This is a genomic window from Bradyrhizobium sp. JR3.5 (assembly GCF_054057015.1).
Genome location: NZ_JBSRYV010000001.1, coordinates 3,161,410 through 3,178,590, shown reverse-complemented (window position 1 = coordinate 3,178,590; position 17,181 = coordinate 3,161,410). Strand labels below are relative to the sequence as shown.

Here is a 17,181-nt window from a genome sequence, read left to right as displayed (position 1 = left end):
CCGTGATCATGGCCGTGACGACTTATGGCGCAGCCGGCTTCTATCTCGGCATCGATCTGCCTCCTGCTCCGCAGAAAATCAGAGAGCTGTCGCCGCGCGGCTTCGGATCCAGGGCGGACGCCGTCGAGCTGCTCAGCGCGGCCGGCACCTTTCTCGCCGCGGTTATGGCCGCTATTGCGGTAAGCAGCATCATTCTCGACGAGGTTACACGTCCTCAAGGCGCCAGGGCCGTGTTTTGGGGCTGGGCTTTTGGCGCGTCGATGCAGATCGCCGCCGGCATCATTGCGCGGACCCGCACGCACATTTCCTGACGTAGCTGGCGGTATCCGCGTTGCTATCGGTGTCCTCCGACGCCCTCTGAAAGGGATGATTGTCAGCGGCCCTGTGAGCTCGTCTTGGAGCGAGGTCGTTTTCAGCAAGACGAGTTTGGCCGTCTGCCTACGTAGGTGCCATGCACGTGCACGAGCAGCTTACAAGCACTAGGCGATGGCACGTGTGCTCGGTGGCCGTGGAGCAAGAGTGACAAAGCGGAGGAGCTCAGCTCTCCATCATTCGATCACGCTAAAAACGCCGCGCGGTCGCATTGCTTCTGGCCTACGGCTCTGATCACCAGTTCAGTATCGGCCAGATGCCGCCAACCGGCCGTCCGGCTGGAACACCTGGCTGACGTTTGCGATCTCTGAAGCTCCGCCGGCCAGCACGGTACGCCGACAAATCATATGGTGCGGAAATAGCCGTTCATGATTGCTCGTAAAGGGAGCACTTGCCTTAGCGCGATCCGCCGGCACGTAAAGCTTCAAAGTACGCAACGATCGCCTCGATCTGGTAGTCCGCAAGTCTCGGATTCGGCATGGCCTGATCCGGTCCCAGCCTGCGATGTCCTGACATCAGATATTGCCGAAGGCCGTCGGCGGAAAACGAAGTCCGCTTGCTGATCTCCACGAAACGCGCGGCAGGAAAGCCGGACGCCGGTGTGTCTTTCGCCCCATCCGAGACGACGTGACAACCGCCGCAGGAAGCATTGGCGAGCGCGCGCCCGTCGGCCACCTGATCCGTGAACAGTTGGTCGGGAAATGGCGAGTTGACGGGGACTTGGATGGTGATCGAAGCGTAACCATTGGCACGGTGGCAGCCGTTGCATTCGTTCGTGAGGGCCGAATAGGCCCGGGTGAAGGCGGACACGTCCAGCGATTGTATCGCGTCGCGGACCGCCTGCAGTTTTTCGATGGCACGATTGGCGTCCGCGCCGCCGGGCGATGGCTTGCTCATGTTCTTGAGGCTGGCGTCGATCTGTTGAGCCTCGTAGGTCGCAAGGCTCCAGTTGTTGAGGCGGCCTGCAAAACCACAGCTTGATGTGCTGGAATTGAAGTCTGATCATAAGGTCTGATAACGCGGAAGGCTGGCTTCCGGCTGGCGCAACATCAGGCGGTGCCGCCTCACTCGGCAACGAAAACGTTGCAAGGATCGTGGCCAATAGCAGCGTCCGCAGGATCTTGCCCGGTTTCTCGGTCATGATGGTGAGAATGGCGGTCCAATCGCTTATCAACGTTGATCTCAATCAAGGCGTCGGTCGAAACTGGGTTGCGGCGCACGGTTTTGGCGAAACACATGGTCTGCCGCGGATCTGCGCGACCATCCTCGGATCAGCGCATGACCGTCAGACCTGTACGGGTCATCGCTACCGGCTTCCCCGCTGTGATAACCGCGGTGATCTTGTCGGATGCGACGTCGGCTGTGATGTGCGAAGATATGGTGAGCGCAGCCAGCGAGATTGCGGCCGCCAGCGCCACGACCACGATCTTGAGGTGAGTGGCGCGATCAGCACTGCAAATCGAATGATTCATCAACGCCTCCGAAGAGCTGTCTGTCGGCTTTTCCTAGACGAAATCTGCATCTTCCGAAACTTCGCGCGTTCTCTTAAGGCGACTTCCTTAAGGAGTTCTCCGGAGATCAGCCATCCGTGTCCAACAGCGGAAAGGACCACGGTCGGTTAGCCGAGCCGCAATTTCCGGAATAGTTTGACTTCGAACTCGATCACGTCCGTCACCAGGAAGAAGCGGGCCAAGCCTAGATAGGCCCCAATGCCGAACATGCAGAGCAGCGTGGCGCGGAGCAGGATTGTCGCGAGGTGCATGTCAGGAAGCCACGACAACAATTGTGTCCTCGCGATGAGGCCCAGGCCCGTCGCAATAGCGGCGGCCGCGGCTAGGCGGAGCACAGGGCCGAGCATCTCCTGGCTCCCCCGAAGGAGCCGGGTGCCTCTGGCTGCCGCCTCTTTCTCGAAACGGCGGCGCTGCAGCCAGCCGAGCAGGATCACGTAGACCATGATTGACGTAGAGCTGGCGATGGCAAGGCCGATCGTGCCGTATTGCTGCCGCAGCACCACGTAGAGGGGCACCATAACGATGGCGACGGCAGTGCCGATGATGGTCGGCAACCATGTGCTCTCGAGAGCATAGAAGCCCCGGCTGATCACGGTTTGCGCCGCCCAGGCACTGAGCCCGAGGCAGAGATAGGCGAGCACGGTTGCCGTTTGCTGCGCGTCAGCAACGGTGAAGCGGTCCGCGAACAGGCCCCAGATCAGATACACCGCCTCGAAACCCGCGATCGTCAGGCACACCTGCGCCGCGAAGGTGAGGAGCAGCATCAGGCGAACCGCGCGGCACAGCAAGCCGTAGGCTTCGACGATGCGCCCGGCGGCGACCAGGCCGCTGATGGTCGGATAGGCCGCCACCCCGGCCGCCATGCCGAACATGCCCATCGGGACCTTCATCAGCGTCCGGCCGGCCGTATTGCAGATACGACAGGCTCCCGGCTCCCAGATATGACGCCTGGTTCTTCACGATCCATTCGTCGACCACGACGATCGAGAATCCGATCATGATCGGCACCGACAGCCAGAGGTAGCGTCTGAGGTCCGGATTGCGGAATGCGAAGAGGGCAGTCCAGCGCATCCTGGTTTTCATGCAGCCGTATAAAGGCAACGCAAACGGGCCGGCGATGGAGCCGGCCAGCACGCCCCAGGCGAACCCTTCCGCCCCGAGTTGCGGATAGTGGGCTCCGATCAGACCGCCGATGATGATCCCGGCCGAATAAACCAGCGGAGCCATCGCCGGCAGAGCGTGGAGGTTCTGCGCCTGCAACGCGGCCGACAGCAAGCCTCCGATCACGTGGAAAAACTGAGCCGGCAAGATAATCCGCGTCAGCCGAACGAGGGTATCGACATCGCCGTCACTGCTGAACCCCGGGGCAACCAGAGTTGCCAGCGGACGGGCGAATATCATCAGCAGACCGATGCCAACGGTCCCGACCACGACGATGAAGTTCGCGATCACGCTGAAGAGATTCCCAGCCGCGTTCGTGGTCGCCGCGCTCCAGATGCGCGAGAAAGATCGGGATGAACACGATCGACAGTGCGCCGGCCGCCAGCAGGTAGTTGAGGAAATCGGGCAACGTGAAGCTTGCAAAATAGAGATCGGCCATGCGGCTCGCACCCAGGGTGCGGCCGATGATCTGCTCGCGGACCAGCCCCATCACGCGGCTCAGGAAGATCGAGCTGGCCCAGATGATGGAGGCGATGCCGATGACGCGCGCCTGACCCGCGCGGTCCTGTTGTTCGGCCAAGCGCCAATCTCCTGCAAAAAGCCGACAAAATCCACGATTGCCGCGCTGAGCGAGCGGCCATGCGTTGAAAGCCCACCTTGGGAGAGCCGGTCTGTTCTCCGCTTGACGCAGATCAATGAGGCCTGGTGTCCCGGAGTTACCGTGTTTTTGAAATCCAACTGCCCGGACGACAGAAAGCGACTATGCCGACTTTCCGGCTGACCCTCGTCTCGCCTGAAAGTCTGTTGTTTTCTGATCGAGTCGACCAGGCTGACCTGCCCGGCGTCGAGGGTGATTTTGGTGTGCTTTCCGGCCATGCGGCGATCGTCGCAATGCTCAGACCGGGGATTGTGACCGTGATGGCTGGCAATACCATCAGGAAATTTGTGGCTTTGGGAGGGCTGGCCGAATTTTCCGGAGAGGAGCTCACGATCCTTGCGGAGTCGGCTTCCCCCGTTGAAGAGTTTGACCTGGCCGAATTTCACTCGATGATCGAGGAGTTGCAGCAAAGTCTGGAGAAACAGCCGGTCGGCACTGAACTCGATCGAGCCATTGCGTTGCTCGACCACTACAAGTCTATCCGTACGAGCCTGGCGGCTGCGACCGCCTTCTAACAGCGTGCAAAATCCGGGTGGAATCAAAAATGACAACCTTCGACAAACGCGAACAAGGCTTCGAAGCCAAATTCATCCATGATGAAGAGCTGAGATTCAAGGTTGTTGCGAGGTGCAACAAGATGCTTGGCAACTGGACCGCGGGGCAGCTCGGCCTGACTGGAGATGCTGCGGCCGCCTATGCGAATGAGCTCGTCACGGCCAACCTCGCGAGCCAGACCAGCGACGATACCTTGCGCAAGGTGGCGAACGACCTTGCACCCAAAGGCATTTCAAAGCAGCAAATCGCCGGGAAGATGGACGAGTTTTTTCACTTTGCGCTGGCACAGATCGAATCGGGCAATTGATCGGAGTGCCGTCGTCAGTTTCTGGAGAAGTAAAGCGTCGTCCCAGTCGCCAATTGGCTGGCCCGGTTCGGCTCCCAGGAGATTTGCGTGACGATATCGAACAGGCGGTCATTGTCCATACGTGCGCTGGTGATACGAGGCTTTGACTGGACGGCGATGCCTGGTTCGGAATGATGGCAGGGGCGCGAAATGCCCGAGCGCTCGGCAAACCAAGAGGGGAAGGATGACGAGGGTCACGAGTTTCGTAACCTAGCGAGCGGTCAAGGCAGTCTGGCAGACGTACCAGATCGGCGACGTCCAGGCGCGCTCCTGTACCGTCGCGGGCACGCCCTCGAGCAACGGCAGCTTGGCGCGCACGGCGTCATAGGTGCTCAGCGCGGGGTCGGAATCTGCGGGACACGTGCGTAATACAGCGCGTACTGCGCGGGATCGAACTCGGCGTCCACCCAGCTCCCGGTCAATTGTGGGCTGCCCGCCGAATTTTTGTAGTCGCCGTTTTCAGAGCGACGGTATTCGCGACACGCGGCAGCTTGCCGTCGAGCGGAATCTTTCGATTGCCCGACCATGCGATGTCGACGATCTTCTCCTGTGGCGCGCCGTCTGCGCCGATCCAGCCTTTGATGGTCTGGATAGAAAGCGAAGACTCCGGTTGCAAAAATTGCGAAGCTCACAAAGCGCTCCGAAGGCTCACTCCGCCAAAAGGCCCTCAAGCTTGGAATCCGGCTCGGTCACCAGCGCTAGAAGGCGGCATCATGACGCTCTTCAATAGAGTGTCTTGGGAGCGTCCAACCATCAGGATTGCTTCCATGCGGCCATCGGCGAGATGTTCTGCCACGATGAATTCCGGCAGCTCGGCGATGCCGATGCCATCCAGTGGGTACGCAATGCTGTCGCTTGATAACCAGTCCTGTTGGGCAAGGTGTTTCAGAATGTCGATGGGCATTCCACGGAGGTGCACTCGGAAATCATTGATTGAATCCCCGTCGCAGCGACCCGTGGGCTCGACCTGTGGTCGGACGAACGTCACGTCGATCAACGCTCAACGAACAGAAATAATTGATTTGGTGTCGAGAGGCCCTTGTCAGGTTCCGCAAAACTCGTCTTGATGCAGGTAATCGGATTTATCGATAACTTACGGAAATTTTGGAGCCGGGCAGCGAGAGCGTCGGCCGCCGGCGGAAATATTCAAGTTGCAGAAGCTTTTCGCAATGCGAATTGATGCCGCCGCCGACGGCATACGAATTTCGACGCCGAGGCGCTGACCAGACATGGAATTGGGATCGGGGGACCAACGATGCGGCAAACCATCCTATCCGTTGTGCTGGAAGTGAATCCGGAAAGTGCCGAAAAGCTTTCGCTCATCGTTGAAAAGCTGAAGCAGGAAGAGGAGAATCCCGGCCAGGGCATGGCTCAGTCCTACGATGGCCTGAAGACCGGCGTGCCGCTGCTTCATTTCATGTCGATGTCGGTGTTTCTCAGCGCGGACTACGATCCAATCTTTTTCATTGAGGTGAATTTCGATGGCGAGCGCGGCCCTTTTTGGGCTCAATTTGAAGCCAGGCTAGGCCCGTATCTCCGGCCGATGATACGCTGCTGCAAACGCCCGGGAGACCGCGACGGCGTGCTCTACGACGCCGTTACGGCCGACCAATCGCGATATCCGATCGCCCCTTACCTCGAAAGGCGGACGCTGACGCCGAGCGCTTTTCATCAAGGCAATCGGGGGCTGGGGAGAGACCGGATATTGCGGGAAGGCGAACTCTTCCTGGCTACCCAGGGCTGAGTTCGCAGCGGCCGACGCGGCAGCGGCCAACCCGTACCGCGGGGTTCCCGCGCAGCAAATCCACCAGAAACTGCGCGAAGCGATGCTGTCGCAATTTCCGTGGCTCGGTACGCCCGCTCCGGTGAGGGTCTCCTGGGCCGACTGGATGATGGATATGGCGCGGCTGCTTGTCTTCGTTCTTGTGGCGCTGTTTTGTCTTTCGATTCCGGGATTAGCGTTCGCGCCGATCACACCGCCGCATCGGTTTTATGGCCTGCTCGCAGTCGCGATCGTGGTCGTGGGTGTCTGGCTCTGGCGCATCGCGGCACCGCTGACGGGCAAGGGCGCTCCGGCTCCTTCGGGCGGACTGACACCCGACAGTCTTTCGACTCAAAACAAGGTCACATCGCTGGCCAATCCGGCCGGCTTGGCCTTTTGGGTTCTGGTGACGTTGGTGCTGTATCTTTTTGTCGCAACCTGCGCCTTGTCGCTGTTTGCCGTTGCCGTCACAGGCCTCGACTTCAGCGCGCTCTGGGGGCCGACTTTCGGCGTCGTCAGGCTTGGTCTCGTCAGTGTTGTCTTCACAATGTTGGCGATCGTGCTTTGGCTCCGCCTGCTCGAACGGCACGATTCGTCCCAGGATGCTCCTCCAATCGATCAGCGCGAATTGCGACAGATGACGCATCGCGAGGACTGGATTCCGCAAAATCACATGGGAAGTCTTGTGCTGGTCAAACCCGGCGTGCTCCGCATGGCGCTGTTTCGGGCGGGGCATCTGGGCTTGGGCCTGCTCATCAGGGTGGCGGCGACCGACGGTTATCTCGGCAGCATGCGCACGATTCACTTCGCCCATTGGGCCTTCCTGAACAACGGCAGCCGCCTGCTGTTCTTCAGCAATTTCGATCACGGCTGGGACAGCTATCTAGACGATTTTATCGAGAAGGCGCATGGCGGCCTGAGCCTGTCTTGGGGCAGCGGGGTGGGCTTTCCACCAACCCGCTTTCTGGTGCTCGATGGCGCCAGCCACGGCCGTCACTTCAAAGCCTGGGCGCGGCACTCCATGGCGGTCAGCCGATTCTGGTTCAGCGCCTACAAGGACCTCACGGTCGATCAGATCGAGCGTAATACCCGCATCGCCGACGGCCTGCGGAAAACCTCGTTGAAACTACAAGAGGCAATGGCATGGGCGCTGGATCTGTGACGAATTCGAGCAACACGGCACCGAGCTGGAAGCTCGCATCCCCGCATGACGTGCAGACGCAGGGCATCGTTGTCAGCGGCTTTGGTTCGCTGCCTGCCGCGCAGGCGCTGTTTCTGGAGTTCGGCACGAAGCCAGCTGCCGGCGGCGCAGCTCAGGGGCCAGCCGGCTCCTGGCTGCAGGCGTTGATGGGCATTGCGCCGATCACCGATGCGGACGAGGCCGACAAGCGCGCGGCATGCATCGCATTCACGTGGACGGGCTTGCAAAAGCTGGGACTTCCAGAGGCCGGACTGGCGAGTTTCTCGGCACCGTTCAGCGAGGGTATGTATCAGGAAGACCGGTTACGCCGCCTGGGCGACAAGATTAATGACACCTGGCAAGCGACCGTCATCGATGGCGGGCCATTGTGGAGCGCCAACATTCCAGCGCGGAAGAACCTTGTGGCGCAACCGAAGGGAAGTCCGCTCGGCAATGTCGGTGGCAGCCCCGAGAGCGAAGAGCGCCAGGTAAAAACCGCAACCACAGTGCACGTGTTGTTGCTGCTGTATGATACCGATGAGACCGCCGTCACCGCGTGGGCCAGCGCGGTCGAACAGGCGCTGGCTCCCTGGAGCGTCAGGGTCGTACACCGGCTGTTGCTTGACCTCCGATTAGATCAGGACAATGTCGGCCGGGAGCATTTCGGTTTCGCGGACGGAATATCCCAGCCGCTGCCTTACGAAAAAGTTGGCTCCGGCGACGCAACGGTTCTGGTCGATAGCCGGCCAGCGCCGCAGGACTATTGGAACGGCGTCCCGCTAGGCGACATCCTGATCGGTCACAACGACCTGCATAACGAGAAGAGCCCGGGGCCGGTCATACCTGACAGCGAAGACGGAAAGGGGCGCGCCGCGGGCCTTACGGCCGCAGGGGCGCCAGAGGGACTACTGAATTTCGGCCTCAACGGCAGCTACATGGTGGTCCGCGAGCTTCGACAAAACGTTGCGGCGTTCTGGAAATCCCTCAAGGACGAGGCCGAAAGGATCTCGCGGCAAGATCCGTCCGCAAAGCCTGTCTCTGACTTGTGGCTGGCCGAGCGGGTGATCGGCCGAAGTATCGACGGCCATTTGCTTTGCCCCGACGGCAAGGTCTTGCCGGCGGACCAGTTCAATTTTCCGCGAAACGATTTCCTGTTCAAGAAAACCGATCCGCAAGGGTTTGGCTGCCCGCTCGGCTCGCATGTCCGCCGGGCCAACCCGCGTGACAGCCTGGCAAAGGATATGGCGTCGGTTCAGACCTTGCTCGATGCCGCCAATAATCACCGGATACTCCGGCGCGGTCGCAAATACGGCAGCACGATCCAACAGCGCGACCAGGACGACCATGCAGAGCGCGGGCTGCTGTTCATGTGCCTGAACTCCGACATCGCTCGGCAATTCGAATTCATCCAGCAGCGATGGCTTCTCAATCGTAACTTCTCGACACTATTCGACGAAACCGACCCGTTGATCGGCCCAAAGGGCCCTTTCACTGTCAATGAACAGCCATTGCGGAAGATCGTGGACGTCGAAACCTACATCCAGTGCGCCGGGGGCGACTATTTCTTTTTGCCCAGCATTCCGGCACTCAACTATCTGGCCACGATATGAACACGACAGCCTCCCCGAACGTTCTGCGTCCCGCCGCGACCGGATTGAAGGCCGCGATCGTGGCCTGGATCGTCGAGCAGTTGCCGCTTGTGTTCCGGATCCTGCGTACCGTTCGTCCTATACTGCGGATAGGCAATAACTTTGTCGTCACGCGCTATGACGACGTGCGCGAAACATTCCTCAACGATGCGGCGTTCCGCGTTCCCTATGCGGGGAAGCTCGACGTCATCATGGGGCACCAGCCGTTCTTTCTGAGCATGGACGATACGCCGGAATATCGCCGGGACACCGGCGCGATGCGAAAGGTAGTGCAGGCTGCCGACATTCCGCAGCGTCTCGTTCCCGAGGTGGAGCGGCTCGGTGAAATGATCGTTACCGAATCGAACGGGAGTCTGGAAGTCGTCGACGCGCTGGTCCGGCGCATTACATTCGAACTGTACGCCGCCTATTTCGGCGTGACGGATCCGCCCGGCGGAGACCTGCGCGTCTCGGCGACCCGGCTGTTCGAATTCCAGTTCGCCGATGGAGGCAACGATCCTTCGCTGCGAACAGAGGTCGATGTGATGGCGCCATCGTTGCGCGACCATATCCAGAATCTGATGGACGCGCGGCGGACTTCCGGGATCGGTCAGGACGACGTGCTTGGCCGCTGCTTGGTCATGCAGGCACAAGGCGTCCCCGGTTTCAGCGATGACCAGATTCGCAGTTCGCTGATGGGTTTCATCGTGGGAGGCCCGCCACAGCCGCCGATGGTGGTGCCTCAGGCGCTTGAGCAATTGCTGCGTCGTCCAGACGCGTTGGAGGGGGCACAGCAGGCGGCGCGCGCCGGCGACGACAAACTGCTCGCCGGTTACGTTTTCGAGGCGATGCGCTTTGATCCGCTTGCACCATTCCTGACCCGCACGGCCATCAAGATCGCATCCATCGCGAAGGGGACTTCGCGCTCAACCGATGTGCCCGAAGGCGCCAGCCTGTACATCGCGTTCAGTTCAGCCATGATGGATGAGCGACGGCTGACCGATCCGCAGACATTCAACCCGCGGCGGTTACCCCATGAATACGTCCATTTCGGCTACGGGCTGCATCAATGTTTCGGTATCCACATGAACAACGCGCTGCTGCCGCTGATGCTGAAAGCGCTCCTGAAGCGGAAAAATCTGCGTCGGGCCCAGGGCTCCAGGGGGAAGTTGCGCAAGCGCGGTGCGTTTTCCGATACGCTCTACGTCAACTATGATTGATCGGGGCAATGAGGCGATCCTGCATTGTCGCCGTGGCTCCGCGATGATTACCGCCCCTCACGCATCTCCGCCTGCTCCAGCCAGAACGGCATGTCCATGTCGCGATACATTGTCATCGCGATCGTGAGGTGGTCGTGGGCTTGATCCCGTTTGCCGGTGCGCAGGTTGACGTTGCCGAGACCGAGGTGACAGTGGGCGACGAGGGGGGGCATGCCGAGCCCCTCGGCGATGGCCAGCGCCTGGCGATAGTGAGTCTCGCCGCGCTCGGCATGGAACTGATCGGGGTGGACCGCGACGTCGCCGAGCAGGAGCAGCGCATGCGCCGCGAACCCGGGTTGGGACGAACAGAATTCGAGCGAGCGGTCGCCGAGACGCCTCGCCTCGTCGCGCAGGCCGAGCAGCAGACAGGCGCGCCCCAGCGCGTAATAGAACAAGTTGAGATTCGCCAGCCAGTCCGTTCGCCGCCAGACGATCGAGGAGCGGCTCGCTTTCCCTGATCCGCTTTAATGCTTCGTCCACCTCGCCGAGCTGCGCCAGCGGCCAGGCGGAGTAGGCAATGCCCCAGGCGAGGTGGAAGGAGAAGCTTCCGGTCCGGGCCACCGCGACCCAGCGCTCAATCCGTGAGAGCGCCTGGGCCCAGTCGCCCTTGAGAAGATGGAGCACACCTGCGGTGAAGAGGGCCATGCTGACGGTAAAGGCATGCTTGGTGAGCTCTGCAATACCGATCGCCTCGGCTTCGTACCCGGCCGCTTCGGCAAATCGACCGCGCTCGGCGAGGCTCATGATCAAGCAACCCCGATCCCACACCGAGGGGGGGCCACCAAGTCCGAAAGTCTCGTGGATCCAGTCGGCAGGCAACGCGGCGAGGTTGCCGGTGGCCAGTTCAATCACCCGATCATATTCACCTCGGGCGTAATGCACCTGCACCAGAAGGCTCGTGGCAACGATGCGAGTCCTCAAGGCGCCCAGCGGCCTCCAACGCGCGGGAGCCGGTCGCGCGCGCCTCGTTCAGCTCGCCGCCTAACGAGTGAGCGACCGTCATGAACCCTAAGACTCGGCTACGCCGGCGGTCGTCGTTCAGCCGCTCGGCGAGGGCCTCGGCTTCGCGCAGGCACTCCAACATCCGCTGGCCTCTGCCGAGTTCGAGCAGCACCGGACGCAACTCGAGACGGAGATCGCAACCCTGCTCCAGCGTGAACTGGCTCTCCGGCAGCGCTTCGAGGAGGATCCGCGCTCGCTCAAAGGAGCTGACGGCCTCCCGGTTGGCCGAGCGCGCGCGTGCGAGCCGACCTGCCTTGAGCCAATGGACGATCGCCTCGCTCGCACGCCCGGCCTCGGTGAAATGATGGGCGACGACCTCAGGCAGGGTTTCGGCCAGCGCCGCGAACCGCTCGACCAGCACTTTGGCGATGTTCGCATGCAACTGCCGCCGCCGGCTCTTGAGCATCGTGACATAGGCTGCGTCCTGCACCAGTGCGTGCTTGAACGAGTAGGTCGCCTCCGGCGGCGTTCCACGCCGGGAGATCAGGCCGGAGGCCGTCAACCGCTCCAATGCCGCCTCAAGGCTTTCCGGACTCAAGGACGCCACCGCTTCAATCAGCTCGTGGGAGAACTCCCGTCCGATGGCGGCGCCGATCTGCGCCACATCCCTCACCGAGGCAAGCCGATCGAGACGGGCCACCAGCGAGGCCTGCAACGAGGTCGGAATGGAGAGCGGCGGTAGCGGTCCGTCGTGCACGTAGGCGTCCGTTGTCTCACGCAACAGCCCGCTCTCGAGCAGCGTGCTGGTCAGCTCCTCGATGAATAGCGGCACGCCATCTGTGTGCGAAACGATCTGTTCGACGATCGCGCTAGGCAACGCCTTTTCCTTGGTGATGCTCCGAATGATGCCGGCGCTGTCGCGACGGCCAAGGCGGCTCAAGGGCAGCATCGTGACATGCGGCTGGCCGACCCAGGTCGGCTGGAACTCCGGACGGAACGTGGCGACCAGCAGCACGGCAATGTTAGCGACGCGGGCAACCAATCGGTCGACCAGGTCGAGCGATGTCGGATCGATCCAGTGAACGTCCTCGATCACGATCAGGACTGGGCTCTGGGCGGCCATGCCGTCGAGCTGGTCGAGAATTGAGGTGAGGGTCATCTCTCGCTTCTGTGCCGGACTGACCGCCAACGCTGGGTAGCGCTCGTCTGCCGGCAGCCCCAGCAGCTCGGCAAAGAGCGCAACATCGCGAGCCAGATCTGTCGCCGACCGCTTGAGCAAAACCTTGAGCTTGTCGAGCTTTGCTCCGGCGCCACTGCCGGGCTCGAATCCCGCGGCCTGCTCAAGCTGCGCAATGAACGGGTAGAGCGGGCTGTGCGTATGGTGGGGCGAGCAGAAATAGCGAAGGCGGGCATGCTGCTCGCCCTCAAGTCTGGCCAGCAGGCTTTCAGCGATACGCGACTTGCCGATGCACGGGTTCGCCCGAGAGCAGGACGACCCGACCCTCGCCGACCTTGGCTTGATCCCAACGGCGCTGTAGCAGCTCAATCTCCTCTTGCCGGCCCATGAGCGGGGACAGCGCGCCGGTGCGCCGCGCCTCGAACCGGCTGACGCCGGCCGTTTCGCCGCGCACCTGCCACGCCTCCACCGCTTGCGGCGACCCCTTCACCTCGAGCGCGCGGCAGTCGAACATCCGCCCCACCAGCCGCCGCGTGCTGGCGGCGATCACCACCTCGCCGGGCGGTGCCAGGGCCTGCAGCTGCACCGCCAGATTTGGCGCCTCGCCGATCGCGACGCGCTGCTGAGTGTCGCCGGTCGCTGGCCGCTCGCCGACGACGACGACCCCCGTGGCAATGCCAACGCTCGCCCGAACGTCGAAAGATGCTTTCAGCGCGCCGACCGCATCGAGGGTGGCAAAGCCCGCGCGCACGGCCTGTTCAGCGTCATGCTCGCGAGCAGCGGGGTAGCCGAAATAGACGTGCGCCCCATCGCTCAGATACTGGGCGACATATCCGTCGAATCGCGACACCGCATCGGCGACCGCCTTGTGGAAGACGGCAATCAGATCGTGCATGTCCTCAGGGTCAAGGCGTGCCGAAAGCGACACCGAGCCGACAATATTGCAGACCATGATCGTCAGCTGTCGCCGCTCGGGGCTTCCGGAACGTACTGCTACCGCAGACACTCCCGGATCGCCGTCAGTTGCGGGGTTTTCGGCACTCCGTTCTTCGTGATCTCTCCTCATATCGCCAACGGGCGGCGCCACGATCGACGGCCGGCCGGGTTGCGGCAGCGTGGGCTCGGCGATTTTGACAGGTGGCGATCTGCTCGGCGGCTCCGTCGCCCGAAGCTTGGCGGCGAGCGACCTGGTTGCCGAATCCGGTTCCGCATTCAGCTCATGCTTGAGCAGTGCAACGAGGTCCTGGTAGTGCTTGAGCGCTTCGGCATTGCGTCCCGTGGCGGCCAGTGCCTGTACGATCAACCGATGGGCGTCCTCGCGCATGTTGTTGAGCGCGACGGCACGCTGACCGGCTTTCAGCGCGAGTTCGGCGCGGCCGGCGGCCAGCTCCTGCTCACCGAGCCCCATGATGGCGCCAAGGGCAAGCTCCAGTAGCCTCTCGCGTTCACCAGTGAGCCATTCGTTCCAGCCCTCCTCACTCACGGTAACGTCGTCGATGAGCCGGCCCCGGTAGAGATCGGCTGCCGCACTTAGCGCATCGCGGCTGCCCTCACCGACGAGTATCTCGAACCGGCTGACATCGCATAGGACGGCTGCCGCATTGAGCCACACGACCTCGCCGTCGCTCCGTAGGGCGTCTTCGCCGAGCACTTTGCGCAGCCGGAAGAGGGCCTGGCGCAGGTTCTGCTTGGCCTGCGCGTCGAAGTGGGACCCCCAAAACATGGCCGACAGCTTCTCACGCGACTGCGGCCGGGGCGCGGTGCAGGCCAGGTAGGCCAACAAGCCCGCAAGTTTCTTGCTCGGCAGGTCGACAACGCCGTCTGGTCCGGTCAGCTCGAAGCCTCCCAGCAACGAAAGACCAAACTTCGCGGACGGCGCGCCGTCCATTGGCGCACGTGGGATCTGCACGGTGATGGTCCTCCGGGAGGGGCATCCTACGCATTATCACGGTCCGCCAAAGAAATATAACGCCGCTGTCACGGCGGACTGACGCTGGCGACGACGGTGACAGGCTTCAATTGGTGTCACGCAACGATGTGCCGGGACATCCCGGCCGCAAAATCGGAGTACCACCATGCGCGCCTATACACAGCTTGAATCGGGCGGCGATCATCTGCGCCTCGGTGCGATCTTCAGCCTGCCTGCTACGTGGTGGCAGCGAGCCTGTTTCAGGGCAGAGTTGCGCGCGGATCTCAGAGACAAGCCCGATTTTCTCCGCGATATCGGCATCGGCCTGCGCGAAGCGCAAGCCGAAACGTCGCGGTTTTTCTGGGAACCTTCGCTACTGAAGCACCCGATAGTCCGAGATCGCAAACTGATTGCCGCGGCGGACGTGGGCTCGACCAGGAGCGTTAGTATCGATGTCTCCGAGATACAGCATAAGACCAAAAATCATCGGGCGGAGCATTTTCGTCCTTCCGATGCCGGTTGATCGGACGAACCACCCCGATCGCGAACGTGCATCTTTCAAGATTTCTCACACTCAGAGGAAACTAATGTCCGCCACTACCACCCACACCGTGAAACCGCGCCGCGACACGTCACAGCACATCACGCCGGACTTCATCGGATTCTACAAGAAGCGCGCCCACGAATTGCGCGCGGAATATTATCGCGACATGTGGCGGGCGATATGGGTGTCGCTGACCAGGATCGGTCGGCGGCGGTCGCCCGCCTAACCCTGCGCGCTGCCAACCTTGGAGGTTATCATGCTGGCTCCTGCTACCGCTGCCATCGCAAGCGTCTTCGCCCGCGTATTTCCCGCCTCACCAATCCGGACGGAAGCTCTCATACGCGGCATCGCGTTTCGGTTTCGAAGATGGCGCGAAGATCGGCAGACCTGGGCAGCGCTCGGGCATCTCGATGACGATCAATTGAAGGAATTCGGAATTTATCCGCGGCCGCCGGAGCTTACTAAACGAAGATTTCCCTGACCGCTCGATGACCGCACGGTGCAGCAGTGGAGGAATTTGCGGCTGAGCGCCTTTGAGACATTTGCGGCACCAAACCACAAATACGAGGAGCGAGCGTGTATCATCAACAGCGCGATTTCATTCGACCGGACGAGAGTCCGACCGAACCTCCGCTCGCTATAAATTATCGTCCCGCAGCAAGACATAAAGCCATTTTTTCGGCCTTCCTGAATGCTCTTCACGAATCAAGGCGCCTTCAGGCTCGTCGAACGTGCACCAATATGAACACTTGATTGCGCACACCAAAGAACGGATCCCGCGCGCATTGAACCGGAACTCCAGAGGACGGGAAAAGCTCGTCCATGGCAGTCCGGCTCAAGCAAAGTTGGGCCGGCTTCCTGCTCCATCTGAGACGGGCTGGCTCGTGGCCGTAGCCGTGGGATTTATTATAGTGCACATCGTCGCCGGAACGATCTGGCTGCGTGCTTCCGCGAATGAGACCGCAGCTTCGCGACGCGAACCAACATCCTCGCTGTACGATTAGCGAAGTACGAAAATCCAACCGCTTGCACAATATGGCAAGCAACCTGCTGTTCATTCTCTACGGGATGCTTGGGCATACTTATCCCATGTTCTTTCTGCACCTGCCGCTCCTTCCGATCAAGCTAGTCGAGCTGAATCGAACTCGACGTCGTTTTGCTACAACTGATCGGTCGCGAAAGGCGTCCAATTCCCTGCCTGATTATTGTCACCCAGTGACTCGCCGGCCGGACGTCAAAATGAAAAGCAGCGACTCTTCCAGCAACGCTTCGACGATTGTCCTTCTGCGAGCCACGCTGGACGAGGTGTTCAGCGACCATCGGTTCTTTGTCCGCAAATCATTGTCCCCTTGCCAGATTGCCCAATATATCTTGACCCGAATCCTGCAAGGTGAGCGCGACGTCGGTCGGCTCAAGACTGTGACTCTTGAGAAATGCAATCGTGATTACCGCGTTCACGAACATCCAACAGCGCGCGGGAAGTGTGGGACCGTTAATGCGGATTTGGCACTCGATCCCAGCGATTTAACGTTACCGCCAGCTGCTTGGGGCACGTTCAATTAATAATATCATTCTGCTGTTCGTCTGCCTCCTTCTCGGCATGGGTCTTCGCATCGCTTGACGGCTGCCGGAATTGTCTCGATCGCGTCGACAGCAGCGATCTTGGGATCGAATTTATGACGGAATTCAATCTGAGGAATTCTGACAAGCGCTCAGTGTCAATTGATCCGAAGGGAACGGAGGGAGGGGGCCGCATTTCATGCGTCTGGTCGCACAGGCGGACATCCTACTTGAGGGTTTTCGTCTCGGCGTCGCGGAACAGCTTGGCATTGGCCCTGAAGACTGAGCGCCAACCGAGTTGCCAGGCTATCGGCATTCGGCGACGGATTTTCCTCCGGATTGCTTGCTCGCTCGAATGAGGCAGAGCTGGAGTCTTAGTTCGGGTGCACATATCTCGCTGTAAAAAAGGAAAGCTGGCGCATACGATTCGAACGTGTGACCTTTGGCCTTGGGAGGGCAGGGCTTCACGCGTCGCCTGAAAATCTGCGCTGATCAATAGGGACATTTGACCTGCCGGGGGCAGACTGCATATTTCGTTTGAAGAAGGGATCTGCCGGAACGGCCAGAGGTCGGCATCAACCACCGTCGGTTGGATGCAAGGGCTGACTTCGGCGAGT

Annotated in this window: 20 protein-coding genes and 2 pseudogenes; 11 read left to right on the top strand and 11 right to left on the bottom strand. The window is 61.0% G+C overall.

The features are described from left to right. Positions 1-8 precede the first annotated feature (8 nt). Positions 9-311: a hypothetical protein gene (locus ACVWW1_RS16040; RefSeq protein ID WP_456656498.1), complete on the top strand. Its 303-nt coding sequence runs from the start codon at positions 9-11 to the stop codon at positions 309-311. A gap of 457 nt (positions 312-768) precedes the next feature. Here the strand turns inward: ACVWW1_RS16040 and ACVWW1_RS16035 are convergent, their stop codons facing one another. The 6 genes and pseudogenes from ACVWW1_RS16035 to ACVWW1_RS16010 form a co-directional block, all read right to left on the bottom strand. Next, the gene (locus tag ACVWW1_RS16035; RefSeq protein ID WP_456656497.1) at positions 769-1,269 is read right to left on the bottom strand and encodes a c-type cytochrome; all 501 of its coding nucleotides are present in this window, start codon (positions 1,267-1,269) and stop codon (positions 769-771) included. 167 nt (positions 1,270-1,436) lie between these two features. Then, positions 1,437-1,610: a hypothetical protein gene (locus tag ACVWW1_RS16030; protein ID WP_456656496.1), complete on the bottom strand. Its 174-nt coding sequence runs from the start codon at positions 1,608-1,610 to the stop codon at positions 1,437-1,439. Positions 1,611-1,643: 33 nt separating this feature from the next. Beyond that, the gene (locus tag ACVWW1_RS16025; RefSeq protein ID WP_456656495.1) at positions 1,644-1,844 is read right to left on the bottom strand and encodes a hypothetical protein; all 201 of its coding nucleotides are present in this window, start codon (positions 1,842-1,844) and stop codon (positions 1,644-1,646) included. A gap of 146 nt (positions 1,845-1,990) precedes the next feature. Further along, positions 1,991-2,773, bottom strand: coding sequence for a lipid II flippase MurJ (locus ACVWW1_RS16020; RefSeq protein WP_456656494.1), 783 nt, complete (start codon positions 2,771-2,773; stop codon positions 1,991-1,993). A gap of 73 nt (positions 2,774-2,846) precedes the next feature. Continuing rightward, positions 2,847-3,314 (bottom strand): annotated as a pseudogene (locus ACVWW1_RS16015) (lipid II flippase MurJ); the annotation flags it as partial. Beyond that, positions 3,232-3,624 carry a lipid II flippase MurJ gene (locus ACVWW1_RS16010; protein ID WP_456656493.1) on the bottom strand — a complete coding sequence of 131 codons (393 nt, stop codon included), beginning with the start codon at positions 3,622-3,624 and terminating at the stop codon, positions 3,232-3,234. The gene ACVWW1_RS16010 and the pseudogene ACVWW1_RS16015, both read right to left, overlap by 83 nt. A 182-nt stretch (positions 3,625-3,806) precedes the next feature. On the opposite strand from ACVWW1_RS16010, the gene ACVWW1_RS16005 reads away from it, so the two are divergent. Beyond that, complete coding sequence (locus ACVWW1_RS16005) at positions 3,807-4,217, top strand: F0F1 ATP synthase subunit epsilon (protein ID WP_456656688.1); 411 nt, start codon at positions 3,807-3,809, stop codon at positions 4,215-4,217. Between the two features lie 29 nt (positions 4,218-4,246). After that, complete coding sequence (locus ACVWW1_RS16000) at positions 4,247-4,564, top strand: DUF1476 domain-containing protein (RefSeq protein WP_456656492.1); 318 nt, start codon at positions 4,247-4,249, stop codon at positions 4,562-4,564. Between the two features lie 249 nt (positions 4,565-4,813). On the opposite strand, the pseudogene ACVWW1_RS15995 reads toward ACVWW1_RS16000, so the two are convergent. Both ACVWW1_RS15995 and ACVWW1_RS15990 read right to left on the bottom strand, forming a co-directional pair. Beyond that, positions 4,814-5,219, bottom strand: a pseudogene (locus ACVWW1_RS15995) (DUF3604 domain-containing protein). 51 nt (positions 5,220-5,270) lie between these two features. Then, complete coding sequence (locus ACVWW1_RS15990) at positions 5,271-5,507, bottom strand: hypothetical protein (RefSeq protein ID WP_456656491.1); 237 nt, start codon at positions 5,505-5,507, stop codon at positions 5,271-5,273. Positions 5,508-5,858: 351 nt separating this feature from the next. Between ACVWW1_RS15990 and ACVWW1_RS15985 the strand changes: the two genes are divergently transcribed. From ACVWW1_RS15985 to ACVWW1_RS15970, 4 genes are all read left to right on the top strand, one after another. After that, a complete protein-coding gene (locus tag ACVWW1_RS15985) occupies positions 5,859-6,347 on the top strand; it encodes a hypothetical protein (RefSeq protein WP_456656490.1) in 489 nt (162 codons plus the stop codon). Positions 6,348-6,429: 82 nt separating this feature from the next. Continuing rightward, positions 6,430-7,527, top strand: coding sequence for a hypothetical protein (locus ACVWW1_RS15980; protein ID WP_456656489.1), 1,098 nt, complete (start codon positions 6,430-6,432; stop codon positions 7,525-7,527). Beyond that, on the top strand, positions 7,509-9,155 hold the full coding sequence (locus tag ACVWW1_RS15975; RefSeq protein WP_456656488.1) for a Dyp-type peroxidase: 1,647 nt from the start codon (positions 7,509-7,511) through the stop codon (positions 9,153-9,155). Before ACVWW1_RS15980 ends, ACVWW1_RS15975 begins: the two co-directional genes overlap by 19 nt. Further along, the gene (locus tag ACVWW1_RS15970; protein WP_456656487.1) at positions 9,152-10,393 is read left to right on the top strand and encodes a cytochrome P450; all 1,242 of its coding nucleotides are present in this window, start codon (positions 9,152-9,154) and stop codon (positions 10,391-10,393) included. The genes ACVWW1_RS15975 and ACVWW1_RS15970 overlap by 4 nt, the downstream gene beginning before the upstream one ends. Positions 10,394-10,440: 47 nt before the next feature. On the opposite strand, the gene ACVWW1_RS15965 is transcribed toward ACVWW1_RS15970, so the two are convergent. The 3 genes from ACVWW1_RS15965 to ACVWW1_RS15955 form a co-directional block, all read right to left on the bottom strand. Then, on the bottom strand, positions 10,441-10,827 hold the full coding sequence (locus ACVWW1_RS15965) for a hypothetical protein (RefSeq protein ID WP_456656486.1): 387 nt from the start codon (positions 10,825-10,827) through the stop codon (positions 10,441-10,443). A gap of 467 nt (positions 10,828-11,294) precedes the next feature. Further along, on the bottom strand, positions 11,295-12,920 hold the full coding sequence (locus ACVWW1_RS15960; protein WP_456656485.1) for an AAA family ATPase: 1,626 nt from the start codon (positions 12,918-12,920) through the stop codon (positions 11,295-11,297). Next, entirely contained in the window at positions 12,820-14,460 is a 1,641-nt protein-coding gene (locus ACVWW1_RS15955) for a BTAD domain-containing putative transcriptional regulator (RefSeq protein ID WP_456656484.1), read from the bottom strand. Before ACVWW1_RS15955 ends, ACVWW1_RS15960 begins: the two co-directional genes overlap by 101 nt. A 166-nt stretch (positions 14,461-14,626) precedes the next feature. On the opposite strand from ACVWW1_RS15955, the gene ACVWW1_RS15950 reads away from it, so the two are divergent. From ACVWW1_RS15950 to ACVWW1_RS15935, 4 genes are all read left to right on the top strand, one after another. Further along, positions 14,627-14,983, top strand: coding sequence for a hypothetical protein (locus ACVWW1_RS15950; RefSeq protein ID WP_456656483.1), 357 nt, complete (start codon positions 14,627-14,629; stop codon positions 14,981-14,983). 64 nt (positions 14,984-15,047) lie between these two features. Further along, entirely contained in the window at positions 15,048-15,230 is a 183-nt protein-coding gene (locus ACVWW1_RS15945; RefSeq protein WP_456656482.1) for a hypothetical protein, read from the top strand. 30 nt (positions 15,231-15,260) lie between these two features. Continuing rightward, a complete protein-coding gene (locus ACVWW1_RS15940) occupies positions 15,261-15,485 on the top strand; it encodes a DUF1127 domain-containing protein (RefSeq protein ID WP_456656687.1) in 225 nt (74 codons plus the stop codon). Between the two features lie 554 nt (positions 15,486-16,039). After that, a complete protein-coding gene (locus tag ACVWW1_RS15935) occupies positions 16,040-16,567 on the top strand; it encodes a hypothetical protein (RefSeq protein WP_456656481.1) in 528 nt (175 codons plus the stop codon). Positions 16,568-17,181 lie beyond the last annotated feature (614 nt).

What these genes read in the sequence shown, in the direction of transcription:
- ACVWW1_RS15975 (WP_456656488.1), top strand. Translation starts at nt 7,509, where the DNA reads ATGGGCGCTGGATCTGTGACGAATTCGAGCAACACGGCACCGAGCTGG.
- ACVWW1_RS15990 (WP_456656491.1), bottom strand. Translation starts at nt 5,507, where the DNA reads ATGCCCATCGACATTCTGAAACACCTTGCCCAACAGGACTGGTTATCA.
- ACVWW1_RS15970 (WP_456656487.1), top strand. Translation starts at nt 9,152, where the DNA reads ATGAACACGACAGCCTCCCCGAACGTTCTGCGTCCCGCCGCGACCGGA.
- ACVWW1_RS16030 (WP_456656496.1), bottom strand. Translation starts at nt 1,610, where the DNA reads ATGTGTTTCGCCAAAACCGTGCGCCGCAACCCAGTTTCGACCGACGCC.
- ACVWW1_RS16005 (WP_456656688.1), top strand. Translation starts at nt 3,807, where the DNA reads ATGCCGACTTTCCGGCTGACCCTCGTCTCGCCTGAAAGTCTGTTGTTT.
- ACVWW1_RS15940 (WP_456656687.1), top strand. Translation starts at nt 15,261, where the DNA reads ATGCTGGCTCCTGCTACCGCTGCCATCGCAAGCGTCTTCGCCCGCGTA.
- ACVWW1_RS15980 (WP_456656489.1), top strand. Translation starts at nt 6,430, where the DNA reads ATGCTGTCGCAATTTCCGTGGCTCGGTACGCCCGCTCCGGTGAGGGTC.
- ACVWW1_RS15985 (WP_456656490.1), top strand. Translation starts at nt 5,859, where the DNA reads ATGCGGCAAACCATCCTATCCGTTGTGCTGGAAGTGAATCCGGAAAGT.
- ACVWW1_RS16035 (WP_456656497.1), bottom strand. Translation starts at nt 1,269, where the DNA reads ATGAGCAAGCCATCGCCCGGCGGCGCGGACGCCAATCGTGCCATCGAA.
- ACVWW1_RS16025 (WP_456656495.1), bottom strand. Translation starts at nt 1,844, where the DNA reads ATGAATCATTCGATTTGCAGTGCTGATCGCGCCACTCACCTCAAGATC.
- ACVWW1_RS15950 (WP_456656483.1), top strand. Translation starts at nt 14,627, where the DNA reads ATGCGCGCCTATACACAGCTTGAATCGGGCGGCGATCATCTGCGCCTC.
- ACVWW1_RS16040 (WP_456656498.1), top strand. Translation starts at nt 9, where the DNA reads ATGGCCGTGACGACTTATGGCGCAGCCGGCTTCTATCTCGGCATCGAT.
- ACVWW1_RS16020 (WP_456656494.1), bottom strand. Translation starts at nt 2,773, where the DNA reads ATGAAGGTCCCGATGGGCATGTTCGGCATGGCGGCCGGGGTGGCGGCC.
- ACVWW1_RS15945 (WP_456656482.1), top strand. Translation starts at nt 15,048, where the DNA reads ATGTCCGCCACTACCACCCACACCGTGAAACCGCGCCGCGACACGTCA.
- ACVWW1_RS15935 (WP_456656481.1), top strand. Translation starts at nt 16,040, where the DNA reads ATGGCAAGCAACCTGCTGTTCATTCTCTACGGGATGCTTGGGCATACT.
- ACVWW1_RS16000 (WP_456656492.1), top strand. Translation starts at nt 4,247, where the DNA reads ATGACAACCTTCGACAAACGCGAACAAGGCTTCGAAGCCAAATTCATC.